18 protein-coding genes are annotated in these 25,389 nt (G+C 71.6%); 10 read left to right on the forward strand and 8 right to left on the reverse strand.

Features of this window, described 5'->3' with window-relative positions:
* Nucleotides 1–11: 11 nt before the first annotated feature.
* Both AQI70_RS35930 and AQI70_RS35935 read left to right on the forward strand, forming a co-directional pair.
* On the forward strand, nt 12–3,056 hold the full coding sequence (locus tag AQI70_RS35930) for a helix-turn-helix transcriptional regulator (RefSeq protein ID WP_062156642.1): 3,045 nt from the start codon (nt 12–14) through the stop codon (nt 3,054–3,056).
* Between the two features lie 37 nt (nt 3,057–3,093).
* Nucleotides 3,094–3,285: a DUF6191 domain-containing protein gene (locus AQI70_RS35935; RefSeq protein ID WP_062156643.1), complete on the forward strand. Its 192-nt coding sequence runs from the start codon at nt 3,094–3,096 to the stop codon at nt 3,283–3,285.
* A 12-nt stretch (nt 3,286–3,297) separates the two neighbouring features.
* On the opposite strand, the gene AQI70_RS35940 is transcribed toward AQI70_RS35935, so the two are convergent.
* Together AQI70_RS35940 and AQI70_RS35945 are read right to left on the reverse strand one after the other, a co-directional pair.
* Nucleotides 3,298–4,470: a PQQ-dependent sugar dehydrogenase gene (locus tag AQI70_RS35940; protein ID WP_208607509.1), complete on the reverse strand. Its 1,173-nt coding sequence runs from the start codon at nt 4,468–4,470 to the stop codon at nt 3,298–3,300.
* Between the two features lie 154 nt (nt 4,471–4,624).
* A complete protein-coding gene (locus AQI70_RS35945) occupies nt 4,625–5,623 on the reverse strand; it encodes an aldo/keto reductase (RefSeq protein ID WP_079051620.1) in 999 nt (332 codons plus the stop codon).
* Between the two features lie 76 nt (nt 5,624–5,699).
* On the opposite strand from AQI70_RS35945, the gene AQI70_RS35950 reads away from it, so the two are divergent.
* The 6 genes from AQI70_RS35950 (at nt 5,700) to serA (ending at nt 15,737) form a co-directional block, all read left to right on the forward strand.
* Nucleotides 5,700–6,650 carry a 2-hydroxyacid dehydrogenase gene (locus AQI70_RS35950; protein ID WP_062156646.1) on the forward strand — a complete coding sequence of 317 codons (951 nt, stop codon included), beginning with the start codon at nt 5,700–5,702 and terminating at the stop codon, nt 6,648–6,650.
* A 452-nt stretch (nt 6,651–7,102) separates the two neighbouring features.
* Nucleotides 7,103–10,108, forward strand: a complete 3,006-nt coding sequence (locus AQI70_RS35955) for a putative bifunctional diguanylate cyclase/phosphodiesterase (RefSeq protein ID WP_062156647.1) — start codon at nt 7,103–7,105, stop codon at nt 10,106–10,108.
* A gap of 238 nt (nt 10,109–10,346) precedes the next feature.
* Nucleotides 10,347–12,203 (forward strand): acetolactate synthase large subunit, encoded by a 1,857-nt coding sequence (locus AQI70_RS35960; protein WP_062156648.1) that lies wholly within the window; start codon nt 10,347–10,349, stop codon nt 12,201–12,203.
* A gap of 22 nt (nt 12,204–12,225) precedes the next feature.
* Nucleotides 12,226–12,750, forward strand: a complete 525-nt coding sequence (ilvN, locus tag AQI70_RS35965; RefSeq protein WP_003997672.1) for an acetolactate synthase small subunit — start codon at nt 12,226–12,228, stop codon at nt 12,748–12,750.
* A gap of 129 nt (nt 12,751–12,879) precedes the next feature.
* Nucleotides 12,880–13,881: a ketol-acid reductoisomerase gene (ilvC, locus tag AQI70_RS35970; protein ID WP_003997671.1), complete on the forward strand. Its 1,002-nt coding sequence runs from the start codon at nt 12,880–12,882 to the stop codon at nt 13,879–13,881.
* Between the two features lie 266 nt (nt 13,882–14,147).
* The gene (gene serA, locus AQI70_RS35975) at nt 14,148–15,737 is read left to right on the forward strand and encodes a phosphoglycerate dehydrogenase (protein ID WP_062156649.1); all 1,590 of its coding nucleotides are present in this window, start codon (nt 14,148–14,150) and stop codon (nt 15,735–15,737) included.
* Nucleotides 15,738–15,792: 55 nt separating this feature from the next.
* On the opposite strand, the gene AQI70_RS35980 is transcribed toward serA, so the two are convergent.
* Nucleotides 15,793–17,331, reverse strand: a complete 1,539-nt coding sequence (locus AQI70_RS35980; protein ID WP_062156650.1) for an MFS transporter — start codon at nt 17,329–17,331, stop codon at nt 15,793–15,795.
* A gap of 126 nt (nt 17,332–17,457) precedes the next feature.
* Here AQI70_RS35980 and AQI70_RS35985 point away from each other — a divergent pair, with 126 nt between their 5' ends.
* A complete protein-coding gene (locus AQI70_RS35985) occupies nt 17,458–18,039 on the forward strand; it encodes a TetR/AcrR family transcriptional regulator (protein ID WP_062156651.1) in 582 nt (193 codons plus the stop codon).
* Here AQI70_RS35985 and AQI70_RS35990 read toward each other — a convergent pair.
* From AQI70_RS35990 to AQI70_RS36010, 5 genes are all read right to left on the reverse strand, one after another.
* Nucleotides 18,026–18,706, reverse strand: coding sequence for an ATP-binding cassette domain-containing protein (locus AQI70_RS35990; RefSeq protein WP_062156652.1), 681 nt, complete (start codon nt 18,704–18,706; stop codon nt 18,026–18,028). The genes AQI70_RS35985 and AQI70_RS35990 overlap by 14 nt on opposite strands.
* The gene (locus tag AQI70_RS35995; RefSeq protein WP_062156653.1) at nt 18,703–19,704 is read right to left on the reverse strand and encodes an ABC transporter ATP-binding protein; all 1,002 of its coding nucleotides are present in this window, start codon (nt 19,702–19,704) and stop codon (nt 18,703–18,705) included. The genes AQI70_RS35990 and AQI70_RS35995 overlap by 4 nt, the downstream gene beginning before the upstream one ends.
* Nucleotides 19,694–21,481 (reverse strand): ABC transporter permease subunit, encoded by a 1,788-nt coding sequence (locus AQI70_RS36000; RefSeq protein ID WP_062156654.1) that lies wholly within the window; start codon nt 21,479–21,481, stop codon nt 19,694–19,696. The genes AQI70_RS35995 and AQI70_RS36000 overlap by 11 nt, the downstream gene beginning before the upstream one ends.
* Nucleotides 21,478–22,974 carry an ABC transporter substrate-binding protein gene (locus AQI70_RS36005; protein ID WP_062156655.1) on the reverse strand — a complete coding sequence of 499 codons (1,497 nt, stop codon included), beginning with the start codon at nt 22,972–22,974 and terminating at the stop codon, nt 21,478–21,480. The genes AQI70_RS36000 and AQI70_RS36005 overlap by 4 nt, the downstream gene beginning before the upstream one ends.
* Nucleotides 22,975–23,104: 130 nt before the next feature.
* Nucleotides 23,105–24,328 carry a PucR family transcriptional regulator gene (locus tag AQI70_RS36010; protein WP_079051621.1) on the reverse strand — a complete coding sequence of 408 codons (1,224 nt, stop codon included), beginning with the start codon at nt 24,326–24,328 and terminating at the stop codon, nt 23,105–23,107.
* Between the two features lie 128 nt (nt 24,329–24,456).
* Between AQI70_RS36010 and AQI70_RS36015 the strand changes: the two genes are divergently transcribed.
* The gene (locus AQI70_RS36015; RefSeq protein WP_062156657.1) at nt 24,457–25,383 is read left to right on the forward strand and encodes a proline dehydrogenase family protein; all 927 of its coding nucleotides are present in this window, start codon (nt 24,457–24,459) and stop codon (nt 25,381–25,383) included.
* Nucleotides 25,384–25,389: the final 6 nt, after the last annotated feature.

The raw sequence follows: 25,389 nt of genomic DNA on the forward strand, positions 1-25,389 counted from the left end.
CGGCCCGTGCGATGCTCGGCCCCGTGGAGACCAAGTCCGTCAGCCCCGTGTTCATCGGCCGCGCAGCCGAGTTGGAGACGCTGAACGACGCCCTCGCCCGCGCCACCGGAGGCGACCCGCAGGCGCTGGTGATCGGCGGTGAGGCCGGCGTCGGAAAGACCCGTCTCGTCGAGGAGTTCGCCGCCGTCGCCGGCCGTGCGGGCGCCGTCGTCGTGCTCGGCGGCTGCGTCGAGATCGGCGCCGACGGGCTGCCGTTCGCCCCGTTCTCCACCGCGCTGCGCGCCCTGCGCCGGGAACTGCCCGAGGAACTGGCCGCCGCTGCCACCGGCCAGGAGGAGGAACTGGCCCGGCTGCTGCCGGAGCTGGGCGAGGCGACCGCCGACCGGTCGGACGAGGAGGGCATGGCCCGCCTCTTCGAACTCACCGCCCGCCTGCTGGAGCGCGTCGCCGCCGACCGCACGGTCGTCGTCGCCCTGGAGGACCTGCACTGGGCCGACGCCTCCACCCGTCACCTCCTCGCCTACCTCTTCCGCACCCTGCGCACCGGCCGCCTCGTCGTCCTGGCCACCTACCGCTCCGACGACATCCACCGCCGCCACCCGCTGCGCCCCCTCCTCGCCGAACTCGACCGGCTGCGCACGGTCCGCCGGATCGAACTCGGCCGCTTCAACCGCGCCGAGGTCGGCCGTCAGATCGCCGGCATCCTCGCCACCGAACCCGACCCGGCCCAGGTCGACGAGATCTTCGAACGCTCCGACGGCAACGCCTTCTTCGTCGAGGAACTCGCCGTCGCCGCCCACGAGGGCTCCTGCACCGGCCTCACCGACTCCCTGCGCGATCTGCTCCTGGTGCGCGTCGAGGGACTGCCCGAGAGCGCCCAGCGGGTCGCCCGGATCGTCGCCGAGGGCGGCTCCACCGTCGAGTACCGGCTGCTCGCCGCCGTCGCCGGGCTCGCCGAGGACGACCTCATCGAGGCGCTGCGGGCCGCGGTGAACGCCAACATCCTCATCGCCGCGCCCGGCGGCGACGGCTACCGCTTCCGCCACTCCCTGGTCCGCGAGGCCGTCGGCGACGACCTGCTGCCCGGCGAGCGCTCCCGCCTCAACCGCCGCTACGCCGAAGCCCTGGAGGCCGACCCGACGCTCGTCCCGGCCGACGAGCGCGTCATGCGGCTCGCCAGCTACTGGTACCACGCCCACGACCCCGCCAAGGCCCTGCCCGCCGTCCTGGACGCCTCCGTCACCGCCCGCCGCCGGCACGCCCACTCCGAGCAACTGCGGCTGCTGGAACGCGCCATGGAGCTGTGGGACACCGCCCCCGAGGAGGTCCGGGCCACGCTGCGCCCCGTCGACTACACCGAGGTCTATCCGCCCTGCGGCTGCGACCCCGAGAGCACACCCCTGCGCTATCTCGACCTGATGGCCGAGGCCGCGGTCGCCGGGCGGCTGTGCGGGGAGCGCGAACGCGCCCTGAAGATCACCAAGCGAGCGCTGCACCTGCTGGAGGAGGAGGGCGACCCGTTGCGGGCCGCCTGGTTCTGGGTCCAGCGCTCCCGGCTGGTCCAGGCCCAGGCCCGCGGTGACGGCTGGAAGGAGCTGGGCATCGCCCAGGAGCTGGTGCGCGGCCTGCCCCCGTCCGAGGTGCACGCCGAGGTGCTGGCCACCGCGGCCAACTGGTCGATGCTGCGCCGCCCCGGCCCCGAAGCCATGTCTGCCGCCGAGCGGGCCGTCGAGTACGCGCGCATGGTCGGCGCCGAGGACATCGAACTCAACGCCCGCCTCACGCTCGGCGGACTCATGGTCGACGCCGGCCACATCGAGACCGGACTGGCCCAGATGTACGAGGTCAGGGACGAGGTACTGGCCCGTGGCCTCACCGCGGTGGTGGGCCGCAGCCATGTGAACCTGCCGTCCATACTGGAGGGCATCGGCCGCTCCGAGGAAGCCGTCGGCATCCTGCACGAGGGCCTGCGGCTGACCCAGAAGATGGGCCTGCGCGACTCCGAGGCCTGGGTCTGGGCCAACCTCGCCGAGTCACTGCTCTCCCTGGGCCGCTGGGACGAGGCCGCCGAAGCCGCGATGAGCGCCCAGCGCGCCGGGCAGTCCGCGAAGCCGCGCGGCGGTGGCTCCAACTCGCTCGCCCACCTGGCGCTCGCCCGCGGCGACGTCCCCGAGGCCGCCCGGCAGCTGGCCGCAGCCCGTGCCTCCTACGGCACCCACGACCCCATGCCGCAGAACAATCTGCCGATGTCCTACCTCGCCCTCGGCACAGCCGCCGCCGAGGGCCGCCTCCTCGACGCCCGCGCGGAAGCCGACCGGGCCATGAGCGCCGGTTTCCCGCCCGGCACCCAGCGCTACGCCTGGCCGCTGCTGCTGGCCGCCGCCGTCGCCGAGTCCGACGCCCGCGCCCATGCGCTGCCGGCCGCACAGGAGGGCCGCGCCGCCTTCCTGGAACGGCTCTTCGAGGCCGTCCGCAAGCTCACCACGGGCGCGCCTGTCTGGCTGGCGTACGAGAAGTGGACCCGGGCCGAACTCGACCGCGCCGAGAACCGGGCCACCCCCGACACCTGGTCGGACGTGGTCACCGCCTTCGAGGCGCTGCAACGCCCCTACGATCTCGCCCAGGTCCGCCACCGCCTGGCCGAGGCGCTGCTCGCGACCGGCGGCGACGACGAGCGCGCCCGCGCCACGGAACTGCTCCGCCTGACCCGGGCCACCGCCACCCACCTGCGCGCCCGCCCCCTGGCCGACGCCACGACCCACCTGGCCCAGCGGGCCCGCCTCAGCCTCACGGCGGCCCCGCCCCAGTCCCCGGCCGACCCGGCCGACTCCCTCGGCCTCACCACCCGGGAACGCGACGTCCTCCGCCTGGTCTCGGCCGGCCGCACCAACCGCCAGATCGCCGAGGAACTCTTCATCTCGCCGAAGACAGCGAGCGTCCATGTGTCGAACATTCTGGGCAAGCTCGGCGTCTCAGGGAGGGGGGAAGCGGCCGCGGTGGCGCACCGGATGGGGTTGTTTCCGGCCGAAACGCTCACATCCGGGAGAGGAAGCTGAGGTTTACGCTGTAAGGGATCCGGCCTAGGGAGGTCGCGTGTTCAACGCCTTCGAGGAACTGTTCGCCCCGGGCCGCAAGCACACCCGCGACGAGCAGAACCGCCTGGAACTGACCCGCGAGGACGTCGGGGACAACGACCCCGGGCGCGGGCCGATAGATCTCGCGTCCGGCAAGGTCATCGTGCGGGCCCCCGAACCATCGGGGGAGGAGGGCGATACCGAGGAGTGAGGCCGGGGCAGCTCAGGTCACCCGCACCTCCAGAATCCGGTCGTCCCCGTCCTCCGGGCTGCCGCGCCCGTCCGTGTTGCTCGTCGCCACCCAGAGCTTGTCGCCGCCCGCCGGGACGACCGTGCGCAGGCGGCCGTACTCGCCCTCCAGGAAGGCCTGTGGGTCGGCAGAGGCCTCCGTGCCGTTCAGCGGGATGCGCCACAGGCGCTCGCCCTTCAGACCGGCCATCCAGATGGAACCCTCGGCGTAGGCGATGCCGCTGGGGGAGGCATCGTCGGTGCCCCACTGGGCCAGCGGATTGTGGTACTCGGCGTTGTCGGACTTGCCCTCGGCCTCCGGCCAGCCGTAGTTGTCGCCCGGCTTGATCGCGTTCAGCTCGTCCCAGGTGTCCTGGCCGAACTCCGCGGCGAACAGGCGCTGTTTGGAGTCCCAGGCCAGGCCCTGGACGTTCCGGTGGCCGTAGGAGTACACGGGGGAGTCGGGGAAGGGGTTGCCGGGGGCCGGTTCGCCTTCCGGCGTCATGCGCAGGATCTTGCCGCCCGTGGACTCCTTGTCCTGCGACAGGCCCGTGTCGCCGCTCTCGCCGGTGCCCGCGTAGAGCATCTTGTCCGGGCCGAAGGCGATCCGGCCGCCGTTGTGGATGAAGCCCTTCGGGATACCCCTGAAGATGGTGTCGGGTGCGCCCAGCTGCCGGCCGGACGGCTTCTGCTCGTCGTAGAGCATGCGGACGATGCGGTTGTCCGAGGCCGAGGTGAAGTACGCGTAGATCATGTGGTCCGAGGCGTGGTCCGGCGACAGTGCCAGGCCCATCAGGCCGCCCTCGCCCGCCGGAGAGACCCCCGGTACCTCGCCCAGCTCGGTCTTCTTGCCCGTCTCCCCGTCGATCCGCGTGATCGTGGCCTCGTCCCGGGAGGAGACGAGCAGGTCGCCGTCGGGCAGCGGGGCCAGGCCCCACGGGGTGTTCAGGCCCTCGGCGACCGTGCGCACCACCTTGACCGAGCCCTTCGCAGGCGGGGTCTCCTCGGCCGTCTGCCCGGTGGGCGAGGCCCCGGAAGCCGTCGTACTGCCCGGAGCCGCGGCTCCGCCATCGCTCGGTGATCCCCCGTCGTCGGAGGAGCAGCCGGCGGTCAGCAGGAGTGCGGCCGCGGCCAGCACGGCCGTCACAACTCGACGTTGCACGATCATGGTCCCTTCGACGCGGCGGGTTCTACTTTTCTTACACCGCTCGCGCCTCACAGGTTCCCGATCCATGAACCTTGAATCAACGACACCCGGTCCCCGGCCGGTTTCCGCGGGATCCCGGCGGACATCAGGCCCAGGGGCCTCGCCGGGTCGCCGGTCAGTCCCAGGACCCCTGCGCCCCCGGCAGCTCCGCCACCTCCGCCAGGTCCTCCGCCGTCAGCCGCAACGCACCCGCCCCGGCGTTCTCACTGACCCAGCGCTCCTGCTTGGTCCCGGGCACCGCGACCACGTGCCGCCCCTGCGCCAGCACCCACGCCAGCGCCACCTGCGCGGGTGTGACCCCGTCCCCGTGCCGGGCCGCGATCCGGCGCAGGCCGGCCACTATCGGCTGGTTCGCCGCCATCATCTCGGCGGTGAAGCGCGGGTGCCGGGCGCGGACGTCGTCCGGTTCGAAACCCTCGCCGGGGGTGAGCGTGCCGGTCAGGAAGCCGTTGCCCAGCGGCATCGCCGCCAGGAACCCGACGCCGCGCGCCTCGCACCACGGCAGCAGCGCCTCCAGCGCCTCCGGCGACCACACCGACAGCTCCGCCTGCACGGCGCTCACCGGGAAGACCTGCTGTACCCGCCGCAGTTGACGGATCGTCGCGTCGTGCAGGCGCGTGCCCAAGCGGCGGCCACCCCGCGCGCCGACCGCGCACAGCCCCAACGCCCGTACTTTTCCGGCCTGGACGAGTTCCGCCATCGCCCCCCACGTCTCCTCGACGGGGACTTCGGGATCCGCGCGGTGCAGCTGGTAGAGGTCGATCACGTCCGTCTGCAGGCGGCGCAGAGAGGCGTCGCAGGCCCGCTTCACATAGCCGGGGCGGCCGTTGGCCACGATGTGCTGTTCGCCCACCAGCAGGCCGACCTTGGTGGACACGAACGCGTCCTGGCGGCGCTCCTTCAACACCCGCCCCAGCAAAAGCTCGTTGGTGAAGGGGCCGTACATGTCGGCCGTGTCCAGCAGCGTCGTGCCCAGATCGAGGGCCCGGTGCACCGCCCTGAGCGACTCCTCGCCCCGCTGCCGCGACGAGCTGTAGGCCCAGCTCATCGGCATGCACCCCAGACCGACGGCTCCCACCGCTAGCGCCGCCGCCCCGATCGTCCTGCGCTCCACCTGGCCGTAACCCTCCCTCTTCCGGCACCCCAACCTAACCTCTGCACTCCTGTTCGCCTGACATAGCCTCCTGACCATGACTGGTGACGTGTGGCTCCCCATCCCGCCCGACGAGATCGAAGGCCTCCCCAAGGGCCCCGACTACCGCTTCTGGGACGGCGCCGAGGACTTTCCGGCCGACCCGGCCGACTGCGCCTTCTACGTCGTCCCCTACATGAAGCCGCCCGCGCTCGGGCAGCGTCCCCTGCCGCGGATGAGCTCCGTGGAGGTCGTGCAGACGCTCTCCGCCGGCGTCGACCACGTGGAACCGGGCCTTGCGCACCTGCGGCCGGGCGTGCGGCTGTGCAACGCGCGCGGGGTGCACGAGGCGAGCACCGCCGAGCTCACGCTCACGCTCATCCTCGCCTCGCTGCGCGGCATCCCCGACTTCGTGCGCGCCCAGGACAGGGGGGAGTGGCTCGGCGGATTCCGGCCCGCGCTGGCCGACAAGAGCGTCCTCATCGTGGGATACGGCTCCATCGGGGCCGCCATCGAGGACCGGCTCGAACCCTTTGAACTGGCGCGGGTGGCGCGCGTCGCGCGCTCCGAGCGCACCACGGCGCGCGGACCCGTGCATCCGCTCACCGAACTGCCCGCCCTGCTCCCGGAGGCGGACGTCGTCATCCTGTCCACGCCCCTGACCGAAACCACCCGCCACCTGGTCAATGCCGACTTCCTCGCCCGGATGAAGGACGGCGCGCTGCTGGTCAACGTCGCCCGCGGACCGGTCGTCGACACCAAGGCGCTGCTCGCCGAGCTGGAGACGGGGCGCGTCACCGCCGCCCTGGACGTCACCGACCCCGAACCGCTGCCTCGCGAACACCCCCTGTGGCGTGCGCCGGGCGTGCTGGTCAGCCCGCACGTGGGCGGCCCGACGTCCGCGTTCCTGCCGCGGGCCAAGCGGTTGCTGGTGGACCAGTTGAGTCGTTTCGTGAACCGGGAGCCCCTGCGCAACGTGATCCTTACGACGGGGGCGACGCACGTGTGACGCTCACGACCTGAGCGTGGCGCGGGTGCCGCACGCTCGCGGTGGAACCGGTTCGTCATCCGCTTCGAGTACCCTCCGCAACCTCACGGAAGCGGTCCGTACTTGCATATGCGCTGGTCGTCACGGAGCGTAGAGAAGCTATGTCCCTGAGTGACGAGACTGGTGTATCGTCCCGACAGGGGCTGCGCCGCTGACCGTTCGGCGCCGGGGATGGACATTTCAGATTTGTGAGGGGGGCGACGGGCGATGCACGGCCAATGGACGAGCGATCCGACGCGGCGGGGCCGTCGGCGGCGACCCTGGCACACAGCCGCGCGCAGACGCGGCCGCCACGGCACCCACGGCTGCCGTCACACTCATCACCACCGCCGGCACAGCAGCCGCAAGAGGCATGCGCGTCCAGCGCACCGGGACCCTCGGGACCCGCGAGCGGCGCGGACCGGGAGGGCCCGGTGAGCTCGCCACCGCGCCCCACGACCACCCTCGACGGAGCGCTGCGGGCACAGCGTTCGTCGGCGGTGATGCTGCCCCGTCCGTCGTCCTTCGGCGGATCCGGAATGGTCCCCCAGCTCGTTCTCGTCCTGGTCTGCGCGGGATACGCCATCGGTGCCGCGCTCGGCTGGGGCTCGAACCAACTGGCGCTGATCATGGGTGACTTCGGGCTGGCCGCCGCGGCCGGCGCCGCCGCCGTGTCCTGCTTCCGCTACGCCCGTAGCCGCCGTATCCGGTTTCGACCCGCCTGGCTGCTGTTCGCCCTCTCCTCGGCGATGGCGGCCCTCGGCAACCTGGTCTGGGGGTGGTACGAGGTCGTCCTGGAGCGGCCCGTGCCCAGCCCCTCCTACGCCGACGGGTTCTTCCTGTGCTTCGCGCCGCCCGCCATCGTGGGACTCCTGGTGCTCGCCAAGCGTCCGGTGACCAAGGCCGGCTGGGTCTGCCTGGGGCTGGACGCCTGGCTGATCGGCGGCTCGCTGCTGACGCTGGCGTGGAGTCTCGCCCTCGCCCAGGCGGCCAAGTCCGAAGGGTCGAGCGTGGCGCACACCGCGCTCTCGCTCGCCTACCCGCTCCTCGACATCGCGTTGGTGAGCATGGTCCTCGCGCTGCACTTCCGCCGCTCCTCGGCGAACCGCACCGCGGTCAACACCGCGATCGGCGCGCTCGCCCTGACCGTGATGTGCGACGCGCTGTTCACCTCGCCGCTGCTGCACAACAGCTACCGCTCCGGCCAGTTGCTCGACGCGGGCTGGTTCGCCGGCTCGCTGCTCCTGGCCTACGCCCCGTGGGCCGCGCCCCGGCACGGGCAGGAGGAGGCCGAGAGGCACAACGGGGCTGGGCACACGCGCGTGGTGCACGAGCACGTACCCGGACAGCGCACCGGCCCCCACCACCACACGCCCTCGCCGGGAGGTGATCACAGCCGCTATCCGGCCAACCGGCCCATCGCCGGCTCCCTGGCCGCGCTCACGCCCTACCTCGCCGCCGCCGTCTGCACGCTGGGCATCCTCTACAACGTGCTCAACGGCCGCAGCGTCGACCGCGTGGTGCTCATCACCGGCGGCACCGTCGTGCTCGCCCTCGTGGTGCGCCAGGGCATCATGCTGCTCGACAACATCACCCTCACCCAGGAACTGGCGCAGAAGGAGAACCACTTCCGCTCCCTGGTCCAGGGCTCCAGCGACGTCATCATGATCGCCGCGCCCAACGGCATCCTCCGGTACGTCTCCCCGGCCGCCGCCGGGGTCTACGGCCGCTCCGCCGAGGAGCTGGTGGGGACGGAACTGGCCAATCTCATCCACCCGGAGGACCTGGGCTGCGTGGTGCACGAGGTGCGCCGCTTCCTCGCCGCGAGCCCACTGGAGGAACCCACCACGCGTATCGAATGCCGCTTCCGGTCCGGCGACGGCGGCTGGCTCAACGTCGAGTCGACCGTCAACCGGCACCACGGCGGCCTCATCTTCAACAGCCGGGACGTGACCGAAAGAGTGCGCCTGCAGGCGCAGCTCCAGCACAACGCCGAGCACGACCCGCTCACCGACCTGCCCAACCGCGCGCTGTTCACCAAGCGCGTGCAGCAGGCGCTGTCCGGCCGCCGCGCCACCGACCGGGGCCTCGCCCTGCGCAACACGGCCGTCCTCTTCATCGACCTCGACGGCTTCAAGGGCGTCAACGACACGATCGGACACCAGGCCGGGGACGAACTGCTCGTCCAGGCGGCCCGCAGACTCCAGGAGGCGGTCCGGGGCGGGGACACCGCGTCCCGGCTCGGCGGCGACGAGTTCGCGGCCCTGATCGCCGGGGACAACACCCGTGACCGCACCGCCCGCGAAGGGCACATCCTGGAGCTCGCCGACCGCCTCAGGGTGACGCTGTCGCAGCCCTACCTCATCGACGGCAACGATGTCCGTGTCAACGCCTCCATCGGCGTCGCCTTCGCCGAGCCGGGCCTCGGCGCGGGAGAGCTGCTGCGCAACGCCGACCTGGCCATGTACCGGGCCAAGGCGGGCGGCAAGGGCCGCGTCGAGCTCTACAAGCCGCAGATGCAGCAGGACGTCGTACGCAAGGCGGAGCTGGCCACGCGCCTGCGGGCCGCGCTGCACGACGGCGAGTTCGCTCTGCTGCACCAGCCGGTGGTGTGTCTGGAGGACGGCCGGATCACATCGGTCGCCGCGCAGGCGCGCTGGCGGTCCTCGCAAGGGGTGCTGTTCACGCCCGCCGAGTTCCTGCGGGTGGCCGAGGACAGCGACAAGACCGCCGAGCTGTGCCGCTGGATGCTGGAGGAGGCCGTGGAGCAGGCCGCCGAGCGGACCGCGACCGGGCTCGCCGTACCCGTCGCCGTGCGGATGGGCGCGCGTCGGCTGCTGGACCGGTCGATGCCGCTCGGCTCGATCGAGGCGCTGCTGACCCGGCACGGCCTGCCGTCCGGGTCGCTGATCATCGAGCTGTCCGACCTCGACCCCCGGGTCTCGCTGGACGAGCTGGAGCGCCGTCTGAGCGGCCTGCGCCGAGTCGGCGTCCGGGTCGCCCTGGACGGCTTCGGCAGCGGATACGCGGCGATCACGGCCCTGCGCCGGCTTCCCGTCGACGTGCTCAAACTCGACCGCGGTCTGGTCGAGGGAGTCGTCGAGTCCGCACGGCTGCACAAGATCACCAGTGGGCTGCTGCGGATCGCCGGTGACCTCGGGCTGCAGTCCGTGGCCGACGGCGTGGACCTGCCGGAGCAGGTCGTGGCGCTGCGCGCGATGGGGTGCACGCACGGGCAGGGCATGGCCTTCTCCGGGCCGCTGGACGAGTACCGGCTGCGCAGAGCGCTCAGTTCCGGCCACTATCCGGTGCCGCACGGACCGGCCGAGCCCGCGTTCGCGGGAGGCGGCGCGGGGGTGTACACCAGTGGTGTGCCCGCTGTTCTCGGAGGCGGCAGTGCCCTTCGCTCACATAATGAGACTCCCGTCCCACCCACTTGACAGTGAGTGTGCGCCGGGGGGAGGGTCAGTGCCATGCGCACCCGAATTCTCGTACTTGGAAAGCGCGTCGGCTGAAGCTGGTGACGTCCGGACGGACCCGGAACTCCCAGCGACCACACCCGGCGCGCTCCCCTCGCTTGCCTTTTGGCACGAGGGGTTTTTTGTTGCACAGGCACCCGTCGTGCAGCATCGAAACTCCGCCCAAACCTCGCAAAAAACCCTCAGCATCGAGAAGAGAATGCCGATGACCGAGCAGGCCACCGGGGCCCATCACCCGCAGCCGCGGCCCCGATCCGGAGGACAGCAGTCCGCCCCCGAGCACGTCACGGGTGCGCAGTCCCTCATCCGTTCGCTCGAGGAGGTCGGCGCCGACACGGTATTCGGCATTCCGGGCGGTGCGATCCTTCCGGCGTACGACCCGCTGATGGACTCCACCAAGGTGCGCCACGTCCTGGTCCGGCACGAGCAGGGTGCCGGCCACGCCGCCACCGGCTACGCGCAGGCCACCGGCAAGGTCGGCGTCTGCATGGCGACCTCCGGACCCGGCGCGACCAACCTGGTGACCCCGATCGCCGACGCCCACATGGACTCGGTGCCGCTCGTGGCGATCACCGGCCAGGTGGCGTCCAAGGCGATCGGCACGGACGCCTTCCAGGAGGCGGACATCGTCGGCATCACCATGCCGATCACCAAGCACAACTTCCTGGTCACCAAGGCCGAGGACATCCCGCGGATCATCGCGCAGGCGTTCCACATCGCCGCCACCGGCCGCCCCGGCCCGGTCCTGGTCGACATCGCCAAGGACGCCCTCCAGGCGAAGACCACCTTCTCCTGGCCGCCCACCATGGACCTGCCCGGCTACCGGCCCGTCACCAAGCCGCACGCCAAGCAGATCCGTGAGGCCGCCAAGCTCATCACCTCCGCGAAGCGCCCCGTGCTCTACGTCGGCGGCGGTGTCATCAAGGCCGGTGCCACCACCGAGCTGAAGGTCCTCGCGGAACTCACCGGAGCGCCCGTCACCACCACCCTGATGGCGCTCGGCGCATTCCCCGACAGCCACCCGCTGCACGTGGGAATGCCGGGCATGCACGGTGCGGTCACCGCCGTCACCGCGCTGCAGAAGGCCGACCTGATCGTCGCCCTCGGAGCCCGCTTCGACGACCGCGTCACCGGCAAGCTGGACAGCTTCGCCCCGTTCGCCAAGATCGTCCACGCCGACATCGACCCGGCCGAGATCGGCAAGAACCGCGCCGCCGACGTGCCGATCGTCGGGGACGCCCGCGAGGTCATCGCCGACCTGGTCCAGGCCGTCCAGAAGGAGCACGCCGAGGGCCACAAGGGCGACTACACCGCCTGGTGGAACGACCTCAACCGCTGGCGCGAGACCTACCCGCTCGGCTACGACCAGCCCGAGGACGGCTCCCTGTCCCCGCAGCAGGTCATCGAGCGCATCGGCCAACTCGCCCCGGAGGGCACGGTCTTCGCGGCCGGCGTCGGCCAGCACCAGATGTGGGCCGCGCACTTCATCCAGTACGACAAGCCCGCCACCTGGCTGAACTCCGGCGGCGCCGGAACGATGGGCTACGCGGTCCCGGCCGCGATGGGTGCCAAGGCCGGAGCCCCGGACAAGACCGTCTGGGCGATCGACGGCGACGGCTGCTTCCAGATGACCAACCAGGAGCTCACCACCTGCGCCCTGAACAACATCCCGATCAAGGTCGCCATCATCAACAACGGCGCCCTCGGGATGGTCCGCCAGTGGCAGACCCTCTTCTACAACCAGCGCTACTCCAACACCGTGCTGCACAGCGGTCCGGAGGCGGACGGCAAGCAGCCCAGCGCCGGCACCCGCGTCCCCGACTTCGTGAAGCTGTCGGAGGCCATGGGCTGCTACGCGATCCGCTGCGAGGACCCGGCCGACCTGGACAAGGTCATCGAAGAGGCGAACTCCATCAACGACCGCCCGGTCGTCATCGACTTCATCGTCCACGAGGACGCGATGGTGTGGCCGATGGTCGCCGCCGGCACCTCCAACGACGAGATCATGGCCGCCCGGGACGTCCGCCCCGACTTCGGCGACAACGAAGACGACTGAGCGAGAGAGACGCAAAAAGACCATGTCCAAGCACACGCTCTCCGTCCTGGTGGAGAACACGCCGGGCATCCTCGCCCGGATCGCCGCCCTGTTCTCCCGCCGCGGCTTCAACATCGACTCGCTCGCGGTCGGTGTCACCGAGCACCCCGACATCTCCCGCATCACCATCGTGGTGAACGTCGAGGACCTGCCGCTGGAGCAGGTGACCAAGCAGCTCAACAAGCTCGTCAATGTGCTCAAGATCGTCGAGCTGGAGCCGGGTTCGGCCGTTCAGCGCGAACTCGTCCTGGTGAAGGTGCGCGCCGACAACGAGACCCGCTCCCAGATCGTCGAGATCGTCCAGCTGTTCCGCGCCAAGACCGTCGACGTCTCCCCGGAGGCCGTCACCATCGAGGCCACCGGCTCCAGCGACAAGCTGGAGGCCATGCTGAAGATGCTGGAGCCGTTCGGCATCAAGGAGCTCGTCCAGTCCGGCACGATCGCGATCGGGCGCGGTGCGCGTTCGATCACGGACCGGTCGCTGCGCGCCCTCGACCGGTCGGCCTAGGGACGCGTTCGGGCGGTCGGGTGATACCGGCCGCCCGGATTCCGCCCGTATAGCGAGACCCCCAGACTTCCCTTCCCCCCGCCGTCATACGGTGGGACGCAACACCTGCACTCAAGGAGAGAACCCAAAGTGGCCGAGCTGTTCTACGACGCCGACGCCGACCTGTCCATCATCCAGGGCCGCAAGGTCGCGGTCATCGGTTACGGCAGCCAGGGCCACGCCCACGCGCTGTCGCTCCGTGACTCGGGTGTCGACGTGCGTGTCGGTCTGCACGAGGGCTCCAAGTCCAAGGCGAAGGCCGAGGAGCAGGGCCTGCGCGTGGTGACGCCGTCGGAGGCCGCCGCCGAGGCCGACGTCATCATGATCCTGGTGCCGGACCCGATCCAGGCGCAGGTCTACGAGGAGCACATCGCCCCGAACCTGAACGACGGCGACGCCCTGTTCTTCGGCCACGGCTTCAACATCCGCTTCGGCTTCATCAAGCCCCCGGCCGGCGTGGACGTCTGCATGGTCGCCCCGAAGGGCCCGGGCCACCTGGTGCGCCGTCAGTACGAGGAGGGCCGCGGCGTTCCGTGCATCGCCGCCGTCGAGCAGGACGCCTCCGGCAACGCCTTCGCGCTGGCCCTGTCGTACGCCGCGGGCATCGGCGGCGCCCGCGCCGGCGTCATCAAGACGACCTTCACCGAGGAGACCGAGACCGACCTGTTCGGTGAGCAGGCCGTCCTCTGCGGTGGCACCGCCGCCCTGGTGAAGGCCGGTTTCGAGACGCTGACCGAGGCCGGCTACCAGCCGGAGATCGCGTACTTCGAGTGCCTGCACGAGCTGAAGCTGATCGTGGACCTCATGTACGAGGGCGGCCTGGAGAAGATGCGCTGGTCGATCTCCGAGACCGCCGAGTGGGGCGACTACGTCACCGGTCCGCGGATCATCACCGACGCCACCAAGGCCGAGATGAAGAAGGTCCTCGCCGAGATCCAGGACGGCACCTTCGCCCAGGCCTGGATGGACGAGTACCACGGCGGTCTGAAGAAGTACAACGAGTACAAGACCCAGGACTCCGAGCACCTGCTGGAGACCACGGGCAAGGAGCTGCGCAAGCTCATGAGCTGGGTCAACGACGAGGAGGCGTAAGCCTCGCGCCAAGGGGTCGGAGCGAGACGCTCCGGCCCCTTCGGCAAACCGCGGGTAACACCTGGACAATGGGTGTTGTCCAGCCCGTCCAGCCACGGACGGGTGATCCTTCCGCAGAGGCGCAAGACGACCCCCGCCGCGCCACTACACTGCTGCAATACATACGCGTCAGGCCCACAGCGTCGTGCGTCTTCCACGCGGCTAGCACCCCTCCACCGCCTGCGGCCGTCGGGACGGCCGTCCGCATTGGACATGTGAGGACTCACGTGAGCTCGAAACCCGTCGTACTCATCGCTGAAGAGCTGTCGCCCGCCACCGTCGACGCGCTTGGCCCCGACTTCGAGATCCGCCACTGCAACGGCGCAGACCGAGCCGAACTGCTCCCGGCCATCGCCGACGTGGACGCGATTTTGATCCGCTCCGCCACCAAGGTCGACGCCGAGGCGATCGCCGCCGCGAACAAGCTCAAGGTCGTCGCCCGTGCCGGCGTCGGCCTGGACAACGTCGACGTCTCCGCCGCCACCAAGGCCGGCGTGATGGTCGTCAACGCCCCCACCTCGAACATCGTGACCGCCGCCGAGCTCGCCTGCGGTCTCCTCCTCGCCACCGCCCGCAACATCCCGCAGGCCAACGCCGCGCTGAAGAACGGCGAGTGGAAGCGGAGCAAGTACACGGGTGTGGAGCTGGCCGAGAAGACCCTCGGTGTCGTCGGCCTCGGCCGCATCGGTGCGCTCGTCGCGCAGCGCATGTCCGCCTTCGGCATGAAGGTCGTCGCCTACGACCCCTACGTGCAGCCCGCGCGGGCCGCGCAGATGGGCGTCAAGGTGCTGTCGCTGGACGAGCTGCTGGAGGTCTCCGACTTCATCACCGTCCACCTGCCCAAGACCCCCGAGACGCTCGGCCTCATCGGCGACGAGGCGCTGCGCAAGGTGAAGCCGAGCGTGCGCATCGTCAACGCCGCGCGCGGCGGGATCGTCGACGAGGAGGCGCTGTACTCCGCCCTCAAGGAGGGCCGGGTCGCCGGTGCCGGTCTCGACGTGTACGCGAAGGAGCCCTGCACGGACTCCCCGCTGTTCGAGTTCGACCAGGTCGTCGCCACCCCGCACCTCGGTGCCTCCACCGACGAGGCGCAGGAGAAGGCCGGTATCGCCGTCGCCAGGTCGGTGCGCCTCGCCCTAGCCGGTGAGCTGGTGCCGGACGCGGTGAACGTCCAGGGCGGTGTCATCGCCGAGGACGTCAAGCCGGGTCTGCCGCTCGCCGAGCGCCTCGGCCGTATCTTCACGGCGCTCGCCGGTGAGGTCGCGGTCCGCCTCGACGTCGAGGTGTACGGCGAGATCACCCAGCACGATGTGAAGGTGCTGGAGCTGTCCGCCCTCAAGGGTGTCTTCGAGGACGTCGTCGACGAGACGGTGTCCTACGTCAACGCCCCGCTGTTCGCCCAGGAGCGCGGTGTCGAGGTGCGGCTGACGACCAGCTCGGAGGCGACCGACCACCGCAACGTCGTCACCGTGCGCGGCACGCTCGGCAACGGCGAGGAGGTGTCGGTGTCCGGCACGCTGGCCGGTCCGAAGCACCTGCAGAAGATCGTCGCCGTCGGCGACTACGACGTGGACCTGGCGCTCGCCGACCACATGGCCGTCCTGAAGTACGAGGACCGTCCGGGTGTCGTCGGCACGGTCGGCCGGATCCTCGGCGAGGCGGGCATCAACATCGCCGGTATGCAGGTGTCGCGGTCGGTGGCAGGTGGCGAGGCGCTCGCCGTGCTGACGGTCGACGACGCGGTGCCCTCCGGTGTGCTGGCCGAGGTCGCCTCGGAGATCGGGGCGACGTCGGCCCGTGCGGTGAACCTGGTCTGACGCTTCACGAAGAGCGCCGGGCGGACCGAGGATCCTCGGCCCGCCCGGCGCTCTTTCATGCCGGCACCTTGTCCGGTTCCGGGGCGTCGGCCGACTGCGGTACGTGCACCCGCCGCAGCGTCACCGCAGCCAGCGCCGCCGCCCCCGCCAGCGTCACCGCCCCCGCGAGCGCCGCCCCCTGCATCCCGCTGGTGAACGCCTCCCGCGCGACAGTGGCCAGGCCCGGCACCCGGTCGGCGACCGCCAGCGCGCCGCCCAGCGTCTCCTGGGCCGTCTCCGGTGCTGACGCCGGGATCTCGTGCCGGTAGACCGCCGTGCCGATCGAGCCGAGGACCGCCATGCCCAGCGCTCCGCCGAACTCCGAGCCGGTCTCCATCAGGGAGGACGCGGTGCCCGCGCGCTCCACCGGGGCGGTGCTCAAGGCGAGGTCCGTGATCTGGGACATCACGACGACGCTCCCGACGGCGAGGACCGCGCACGCGACCAGCACCAGCACCATCGAGTCCGTGTCGGCGAGGGCCAGCAGCCCGAAGCCGGACGCGGCGGTCGCGAAGCCCGCCGTGACGACGTAGGCACGGTTGACGCCCCGCTGCACCAGCTGGGCGGCGATCGGTGCCGCCACTCCGATCGGCACCGACGGCAGCAGCGCCCACAGGGCCGCCTCCAGGGCGCTCTTGTCGAGCACCGACTGCAGGTACTGCGTGGTGAAGTAGGCCGAACCCATCACGCCGAACGCCGAGACGAGGTTCAGGGCGACCGAGGGGGCGAAGCCCCGTCCGCGGAACAGGGCCGGGGGGATCATCGGTGCCGCCGCCGTGCGCTGGCGGTGGACGAAGAGGGCCGCGAAGAGCAGGCCGACGGTGATGGAGACGACGTAGCGGACGTTCCAGCCCTCGGACGGGATCTCCTTCAGGCCGTAGATCACGGGGAGCACCGCGGCCATGGACAGCGGCACGCTCAGCCAGTCGAAGCGGCCGGGCTCGGGGTTCTTCGACTCGGGGAGCAGCAGCGAGCCGAGGACCAGCAGCAGAGCCATCGCGGGCAGGTTGACCAGGAAGACCGAGCCCCACCAGAAGTACTCGACCAGCATGCCGCTCATCACCGAGCCGAGCGCGATCCCGGCCGTCATCACGCCGGACCACAGGCCGATCGCCTTCGCGCGTTGCGCGGGGTCGGTGAACATCGTGCGGGTCAGGGCCATCGTCGACGGCATCAGCGTCGCGCCGCCGATGCCGAGGACCGCGCGGGCCGCGATCAGGGTCTCGGCGCTGTCCGCGTACGCCGCCGCCAGCGAGGCGGTGCCGAAGGCGGCGGCGCCGATGAGCAGGAGGCGGCGGTGGCCGATGCGGTCCCCGAGCGAGCCCATCGTCATCAGCAGGCCGGCCAGCACGAAGGCGTAGATGTCGAAGATCCACAGCTGCTGGGTGCCGCTCGGCTCCAGGTCCGCGCTGATCGCCGGAATCGCGAAGTAGAGGACCGAGACGTCCATCGAGACCAGCAGCAGCGGCAGCATCAGCACGCCGAGGGCGGTCCATTCGCGGCGGCCGGCGCGGGCGGGTGAGGGCGTGGGGGTGCTCGCTGGGTTCGTTGTCATGCGGGTCAAATGTACGCACGTCTTATACGGCTGTATAGATCCGGCTGTATAGATCGGCCGTATGGGACGCGCGTATAGGACGTCTGTATGGGACGGTTGTATGGACGGGCGGTAAGGTGGCTGCGCATGGGACACCGTGAGGATCTGCTCGAAGGCGCCAAGCGCTGCCTGCTGGCGAAGGGGTTCGTGCGTACGACCGCGCGCGACATCGTCAAGGAGTCGGGGACCAACCTCGCGTCGATCGGCTACCACTACGGCTCGAAGGACGCGCTGCTGGCGGAGGCGTACCTGGCGTTGGTCGGGGAGCTCTCCGAGGCCTTCGACGGCGAGGAGGGCCACGCCGACGCCGAGCCCGGCTCGGTCGAGCGGTTCCGGCAGGTGTGGTCGAACATCATCGGCACCATGCGGGGGCCGGGCTCGATGTGGCGCCTCAGCATCGAGATCGTGGCCATGGGCGACCAACTGCCCGCGGTGCGTGATCACCTGGCGCGGCAGCAGCGGGACGCCGAGCGCGCTCTCGTCGCGCTGTTCATGGGCGTACCGGAGGAGGACGTCTCGGACCGGACCCTGGACACCCTCGGCAAGTTCTACACGACCCTCATGACGGGTCTCATCGCGCAGTGGAACTTCGACCCCGAACACGCGCCCGACGCCGAGGCGCTCACCGAAGGCCTCCGCCAGGTGATCGAGGCCGCTACCCGGAAATGACGCGCCCGTCGCGCATCTCGACCACCCGGTCCGCGAAATGCCGTACGACCGCCCGGTCATGGCAGATGAACAGGTAGCCGAGACCGAGGTCGTCCTGGAGGTCGGCGAGCAGGTTCAGTACGCCGGCCCGGACGGAGGGGTCGAGGGACGAGACCGGTTCGTCGAGGACCAGCAGGCGGGGCTCGGAGGCCAACGCGCGGGCGATTCCGGCGCGTTGGCACTGGCCGCCGGAGAGTTCGTGCGGGTGGCGGTCGCCGTACGACGGGTCCAGGCCGACCCGGTCGAGGAGTTCGGCGACGCGGGCGGGGCCCTCGGTGCTGCTCCAGCGGCCCTGCACCTTCAGTGGTTCGGCCACCGCGTCGCGGATGCGGTGGCGGGGGCTGAGGGAGCCGTACGGGTCCTGGAAGACGGGCTGCATGCGCGGGCGGAGCGGGCGCAGCTCGCGCTCGGGCAGGGCCGTCAACTCCCGGCCCTCGAAGACGACTTCGCCGGAGCTCGGGCGGCGCAGCTGGAGGACCGCCAGGGCGGTGGAGGACTTGCCGCAGCCGGACGGGCCGTCGAGGGCGAGGGTCTCACCGGCGGCCAGGCTGAACGAGACACGGTCGACGGCGGTGACCTCGCCGTAGCGGACCACGAGGTCGCGGACCTCAAGCAGGGCGTCACTCATGCGGGTTGCCGCTCCTCTCCCTCTTCCGCTGTCTGTTCCTGGAACAACTCCGTCGCCGGGTGAGGGAGTTCGGCCCAGCGGTGGCAGGCCACCAGACGTCCTTCCACCTGCTGCGGTTCCGGCTCCGCCGCACGGCAGACGTCCGCCGCGAGCGGGCAGCGCGGGGCGAAGGCGCAGCCCGGCGGGAGGGCGCCCGGGGCGGGCGGGGTGCCGCGCAGGGCGGGCAGGCGGCGGCCCGGGGGCGCGTGCTGGGGGAGGGAGGCCAGCAGGCCCGCCGTGTAGGGGGCTCGGGGGCGGCCCAGCACCTCGTCCGCCGGGCCGAGTTCGGTGAGGTGTCCGGCGTACATGACCAGCACGCGGTCCGCGTGCTCACGTACGGCGTCCATGTCGTGCGTGACGAGGACGAGCGCGGCCCCGACCGCCTCCCGCTGCTCGGCGAGCACCCGCAGCACCTGGTCGCGGCGCTCCTCGTCCAGGGCGGTGGTGGGCTCGTCGGCCACGACCACGTCGGGCTCGTTGATCGTGGCCATGGCGATGACGGCGCGCTGGCGCATGCCGCCGGAGTACTCGTGCGGATACGCCCGTGCCTTGCGGGCGGCGTCCGGGATGCCGACCCGGTCGAGCGCGGCGACCGCCCGGGCCCTGGCTTCCTTGCGGGAGACGCCGGACACCGACCGTACGGCGGCGGCGAGTTGGTCGCCGACGGGGTGCACGGGGGAGAGCGCGGACAGGGCGTCCTGCGGAACGAGCGAGATACGGCGGCCGCGGTGGGCCGCCAGGTCCGGCCGGATCGTTCCGCTCGTCGTCGCGTCCCGGGGCAGCATCCCCAGCAGCGCGCGGGCCGTGAGGGACTTGCCCGCGCCCGACTCGCCGACGATCGCGAGGACTTCGCGCGGTCGGACGTCGAAGGACAGACCGCGTACGGTCTCGACCCCGTCGAAGGCGATCCGCAGCTCGCGCACCGACAGCAGCGCCTCGGAGCGCTTCTCAGGCTCCAACGGGGGTCTCCTTTCGTACGGCACGCGCGCCGAGCGTGCCCCGCGGTCCGGCGGTGGTCCTGCGCGGGCGCCTGCCCTGTACGGCCGCCGCGCCCGACACCGCCAGACCCGCCAGCAGGGCCAGCGCCACCGCCGGGGCGAGGGCCGCCCAGGGCGCGCGTTCGACGTAGGCGCGGGACTCGTCGAGCAGCAGGCCCCACTCGGGGGCGGGCGGCTGGGCGCCCAGGCCCAGGAAGCCCAGGGAGGCCAGGGCGAGGGCGATGCCCGGCAGGCGCAGCAGCGCGTGGCGGGCGACCGGGGCGGCGACGGACGGCAGGACGTGCCGGGTGAGGATCCACCACGGGGTCGCGCCCATGGCCCGTTGAGCGGTCAGGAAGGCCGACGCCCGCACCTCCTGTACCAGCGCGGCCGCGTGTGCGGACAGCGCCGGCCAGGAGATCAGCGCGACGGCGAGGGCCGCACCGCCGGTGCCGGGACCGGCCGCCGCCGCGACCAGGATGCCGACGATCACCGGCGGCAGCGCGTTGGCTATGTCCGCCGCGCCCGCCGCGATGCCGGGCAGGAAGCCCAGCGCGAGCGCGACCAGCAGGCTCAGCGCACAGATCGCGGCGGCCGTGCCGACCGTCGAGGCGGCGCCGTGGCCGAGCCGGGCGAGCACATCGCGGCCGAGGGCGTCGGTGCCGAGCGGGTGCGCCCAGGAGGGGGCGGCGAGGCGGGCGGCCGTGTTCAAGGTGTACGGGTCGCGCAGCAGGCCCCAGCCGATGGTCACGGCGAGGACTGTGAACAGGGTCAACGGGATCGCCGGGTGTGTACGCACCGGGCGTGCCGGCGGCAGCGTCAGACCGGCGTCACGCAGGGCGGGGCCCAGCAGCCGTCGCCGGGTGAGCGCCGCGAGCGCGCCGGCGACCAGACCGAGCAGCAGCAACGCCAGGACCGAGCCCTGGAGCAACGGCAGGTCCTGCGACTTGGCCGCGCCGAGCGCCGTACGGCCGATGCCGGGCACCGCGAACACCATCTCCACCGCGACCGCGCCACCGGTCAGGCCGACGGCCGCCATCCCGAACTGCGGTACCAGCGGCGGCAGCACGCGCCGCAGAGCCGCCCCCGCGATCCGCGCCCGGCTCACCCCGGCGCCCCGCCACAGCTCCACCCACCGCTCGTCGAGCACGGCGGGCAGCGCGTCCGCGACCAGCCGGCCGAGCAGACCGCCCGCCGGAACGCCCAGGGCGATCGCGGGCAGCACCAGATACTCGGGACCGGCCCAGCCCGCCGTCGGCAGCCACCCCAGCCACACCCCGCACACCAGCAGCGCGACGGTGGCCAGCAGGAACTCGGGTACGGCGGCCAGCATGGCGGCGAACGCCCCGGCCGACCCGCGTCCTCGCACCAGCACCGGCGCCACCAGCGCGGCGGCCAGCACGACCGCCACCCCGAGGGCCGCCCCCATCAGGCCCAAGGACACCTGGAGCCCGGCGAGGACGGACGGCAGGACGTCGTACCCCGACACCCAGGAGGTGCCGAAATCGCCGCGCAGCAGGTCCGCGGCCCAACCGCCCAGCAGGGAGAGGGGACCGTCGTGGAGACCGAGGTCCTCGCGGATCGCGGAGAGGGCCTCGTCGGTCGCCTCCTGCTCGGCCGACCGGGCGCGCAGCACGGTGAGCGCCGGGTCCCGGTGCGAGAGCCAGGGCAGCAGGCCGACGGTGGCCAGGACGGCGACCAGACAGACGAAGCGGGTCAGCCCGGCGGGGCCGACCAGCTTCCTTACCGTGGCCTTCACTTGACGTACGTGTCCACCGTGACGAGCTCACGCTCACGCGGGTCGTGGGCCGCGTCCACGACTCCGGCGGCGTCGCCCTGGATCACCCGCTCGTGGAGCATCGGCACCGCCGCGTCCTGGGTGAGCACGGCGGCCTCGGCCTCGATGATCGCCTTGCGGCGGGCGTCGCCGACCTTGGTCTCGGAGGCCTTCTTCAGGGCCTTGTCGACACCCTTGTCGGCGAACTGCGACAGGTTGAAGGTGCCGTCGGTGGCGAAGTCGCTGTAGAGATAGGCGGCCGGGTCGCCGGAGTCGAGGACGGTGGCCCGGGAGAGGACGAACGCGTCGAACCTGCCCGACAGGGCGTCGGACTCGATGTTGGTGTACTCGCGCACGTCGAGCTTCACCTTGAACCCGGCCTTCTGGAGCTGCTGCTGCAGCGTGGCCGCGACCTCGGGCATCTCGGACCGGTCGGTGTACGTACCGATGGTGATCGCCTCGCCGTTCGGCTTGCCGGCCTCGGCGGCCCGTGTGACGGGCCCCCGCAGCTCGGCCGCCCACGGCAGCGCCGGGCCCAGCAGCCCCTCGGCGACGTCCGCCCGCCCCTCGTACACGCCCTTCACGATCGCCTCGGCGTCGATCGCCTCGCGGGCCGCCGCCCGCAGCGAGGCGTCCTTGAAGGCGCCCTTGCCGGTGTTCAGGTACAGGGTGTTGGTGCGCGGCATCGGCACCTCGGTGATCAGGTCCTGGTCGAGGACCGCGGCCTGGGAGACCGGTATCGACTCCACGATGTCGGCCTCGCCGCTGCGCAGGGCGGCGGCGCGGGCCGTGCCGTCCGGCACGAACTTCACATCGATGCCGGGGGCCTTGGCCTTCTCGCCCCAGTAGTCCTCGTAGCGGTCCAGGCTCGCGGAGGCGGTGCCGTTGACCTTCGTCAGCTCGAAGGGGCCGGTGCCCGCGCCGACGGGGTCGACCGTCTTCCCCCGGTACGCCTTCGCCGCGAGGATCGACAGCTGAGGCGAGCTGAGGCGCTGCGGGACCAGGGGGTCCTCGGTGGCGGTGGTGACGGTGACCTTGTCGCCGTCGGCCTTCGCGGTCAGCTCCACGCCGTCGAGGATGCGGGGCTTGGGGGAGGCGGTGGCCGCCCTGGTGAGCGAGTTGACGACCGTCTCGGCGGTGAGCTCGGTGCCGTCGTGGAAGGTGACGCCGGGGCGTATCTCGAAGGTCCAGCTGCGCCCGGACTGCCGCCACTTCGTGGCGAGCGCGGGCTGGGCGTCGCCTTCCTTGTCGAGCTTCACCAGGGTCTCGGCGGCCGACCAGCGGGACAGCTTGAACGCGTCGTCCGAGAGCGGGGACAGCCCGGAGCGCGGGGGCTGCATCATCGCGACACGGATGCGCTTGCCGTCCGCCCCCGCGTCCGCGGACGACTCCGCGCCGGCGAAGCAGCCGGTGAGCAGTGCGGAGGCCGCGGTGAGGGCGGTGGCGGGGAGCAGGCGGCGGGCGGGCAGGCGCACGGGACCCTCCGGGTAAAGAGGCAGTCAAGAGAGCGGTTGCACCGACCGTAGCATGATGACAATCATTTCCAACAATTGCATTGGGGTGGCCCCGAGCGGCAGGCGGCGGAGCCGGGTGGTTCTACAGGGGCTACAGCCGCGCGCCCTTCAACGCCATGTGCAGCAGCAGCCGGTCCTCGCCGTCGTCCAGGTCCAGACCCGTGAGCTGTTCGACGCGGGAGAGGCGGTAGTACAGGGTCTGGCGGTGGATGCCCAGCTCGGCGGCCGTGCGGCCGGCCTGGCCGGCGCAGTCCAGGTAGACCTCGGCGGTGCGGGCGAGTTCGCGGTGGACGGGGGAGAGGAGCGGGGCCACCGCGGGGTCGCGGGCCGTCTGAGGGGAGAGCGAGGTCAGCAGGCGGTACGGCCCGATGCGCGACCACTCGGCCACCGGCCCCAGCCGCGGTTCCGCCAGCGCCGCGCGGGCCGCGGCCGACGCCTCCCGCCAGACGGTGCCCAGATCGGCGAGGCCGGTGCGCGGTTCGCCGAGGCCGGCCGCCACCGGTGCGCCGTCCCGGGCGGGCTGCCGGGACGGCGCCTGGGCCGGGACTTCCTTCAGCAGCCGGGACGCCGCTGCCAGCGCCGCCGTACGCACCTCCGGGGAGCGCAGCCGTACGAGCACCGCGAGGCTCTGCCCTGTCGCGCCCCACGGGAGAGTGCACAGAGCGGTGGCGTGCGGCACCGCCCGCACGGACGGGGCGTCGTCGGGGTCGGCCGTGGGCCAGGGGGCCACGCAGACCACCGTATGGACGCCGTCCGCACGTGAGCCCAGGGCCGTGCGCAGTTCGGCGACCGCCATGTCCCCCTGCCAGCCGCGCTCGGCGGTCAGCACCGCCCGCAGCTCCCGGCTCAGATCCGCCCCGTGCTGCGCCTCGTCCGCGAGCAGGGCGCCGATGCGGGCGGTCACCTGCATCGCCGCCGTCAGCTGCTGGTCCGTGGGACCCGGATCGTCGTCGAGGAGCCAGACGTAACCGAGGACGACACCCCGGTGGCGTACGGGGAGGCAGATCCGGCCGCGGTACACCCCCGCCTCCGGAGTCGGCGGAATGCGCACGGGGCCCGTCGCCTGGGTGATGCCGAACCCCTCGAACCAGCGCCGGACGGCCGCCGTCGAGCGGCGCGTCAGGATCGAGCGGGTGCGGACAGGGTCCAGCGCCGACGCGTCGAGCTCGCCCTCGCTGTCGTACGCGCCGAAGGCGATCAGCTCGAAGTCCCGGTTCTCCAGGGTCGCGGGGGCGCCGAGGAGCTCCGAGATCTCGTCGACCAGCTCCTGGTAGTCGCCTTTGTAATCGGCAGTCACCCGGGCATTCTCCCGCATAACCGCAGGGCCGTCATACATCTGTCTGAGATCTGCGGCACGGATGCGTGACAGCTGTCGATGGCCGACGATCGGAGGGATCCTTAGGTTTCACGGTGGTTCTATCTGCTGGTTTGTGGAGGTGCCCCGTGCTGGGTCCCGTGATTCTTGCCGCGTCGCGCAGCGACCGGATGCGACGCCTGATCTCGGCGGCCCCGGTGACCAAGCAGGTCGTCGACCGCTTCATCCCGGGCGAGACGGTCGACGAGATCGTGCCGATCATCCAGGACCTGACGGCCAAGGGGCTGGAGCTGACGATGGACGTCGTCGGCGAGGACATCACCCGCCCGGAGCAGGCCGAGGCCGCCCGGGACGCCTATCTGCGGCTGATCGACCGGATCAAGGAGCTGGAACTCGGCGACCGGGTCGAGATGTCGGTCAAGCTGTCCATGTTCGGGCAGGCGCTGGAGGACGGGCACGAGCTGGCGCTGAAGAACGTCCGCCCGGTCGTCGAGGCCGCCGCCGCGATCGGCACGACGGTCACGCTCGACGCGGAGGACCACACCACCCTCGACTCGATGTTCGCCATCCACGAGGAGCTGCGGAAGGACTTCCCGCAGACCGGCTGTGTGATCCAGTCCTACCTCTTCCGCACCGAGGCCGACGCCCGCCGGCTCGCCGCGAACGGCAGCCGGGTGCGCCTGGTCAAGGGCGCGTACAAGGAGCCCGCCGAGGTCGCGTACCAGCAGAAACACGAGATCGACAAGGCCTACGTCCGCATCCTCAAGGTGCTGATGGAGGGCGAGGGGTACCCGATGATCGGGTCCCACGACCCGCGCCTGATCGCCATCGCGCAGGAACTCGCGCGGCGCGCCGGGCGCAAGCACGACGAGTACGAGTTCCAGATGCTGTACGGCATCCGCAGCGACGAGCACCTGCGGCTCGCCGCCGAGGGCCACCGTATGCGCGTCTACACCGCCTACGGGACCGACTGGTACGGCTACTTCATGAGGCGCCTCGCGGAGAAGCCGGCGAACCTGCGCTTCTTCCTGCGCTCGATGGTCAGCAAGGGCTGAGCCCGA

Source organism: Streptomyces curacoi (genome assembly GCF_001513975.1).
GTDB lineage: Bacteria > Actinomycetota > Actinomycetes > Streptomycetales > Streptomycetaceae > Streptomyces > Streptomyces curacoi.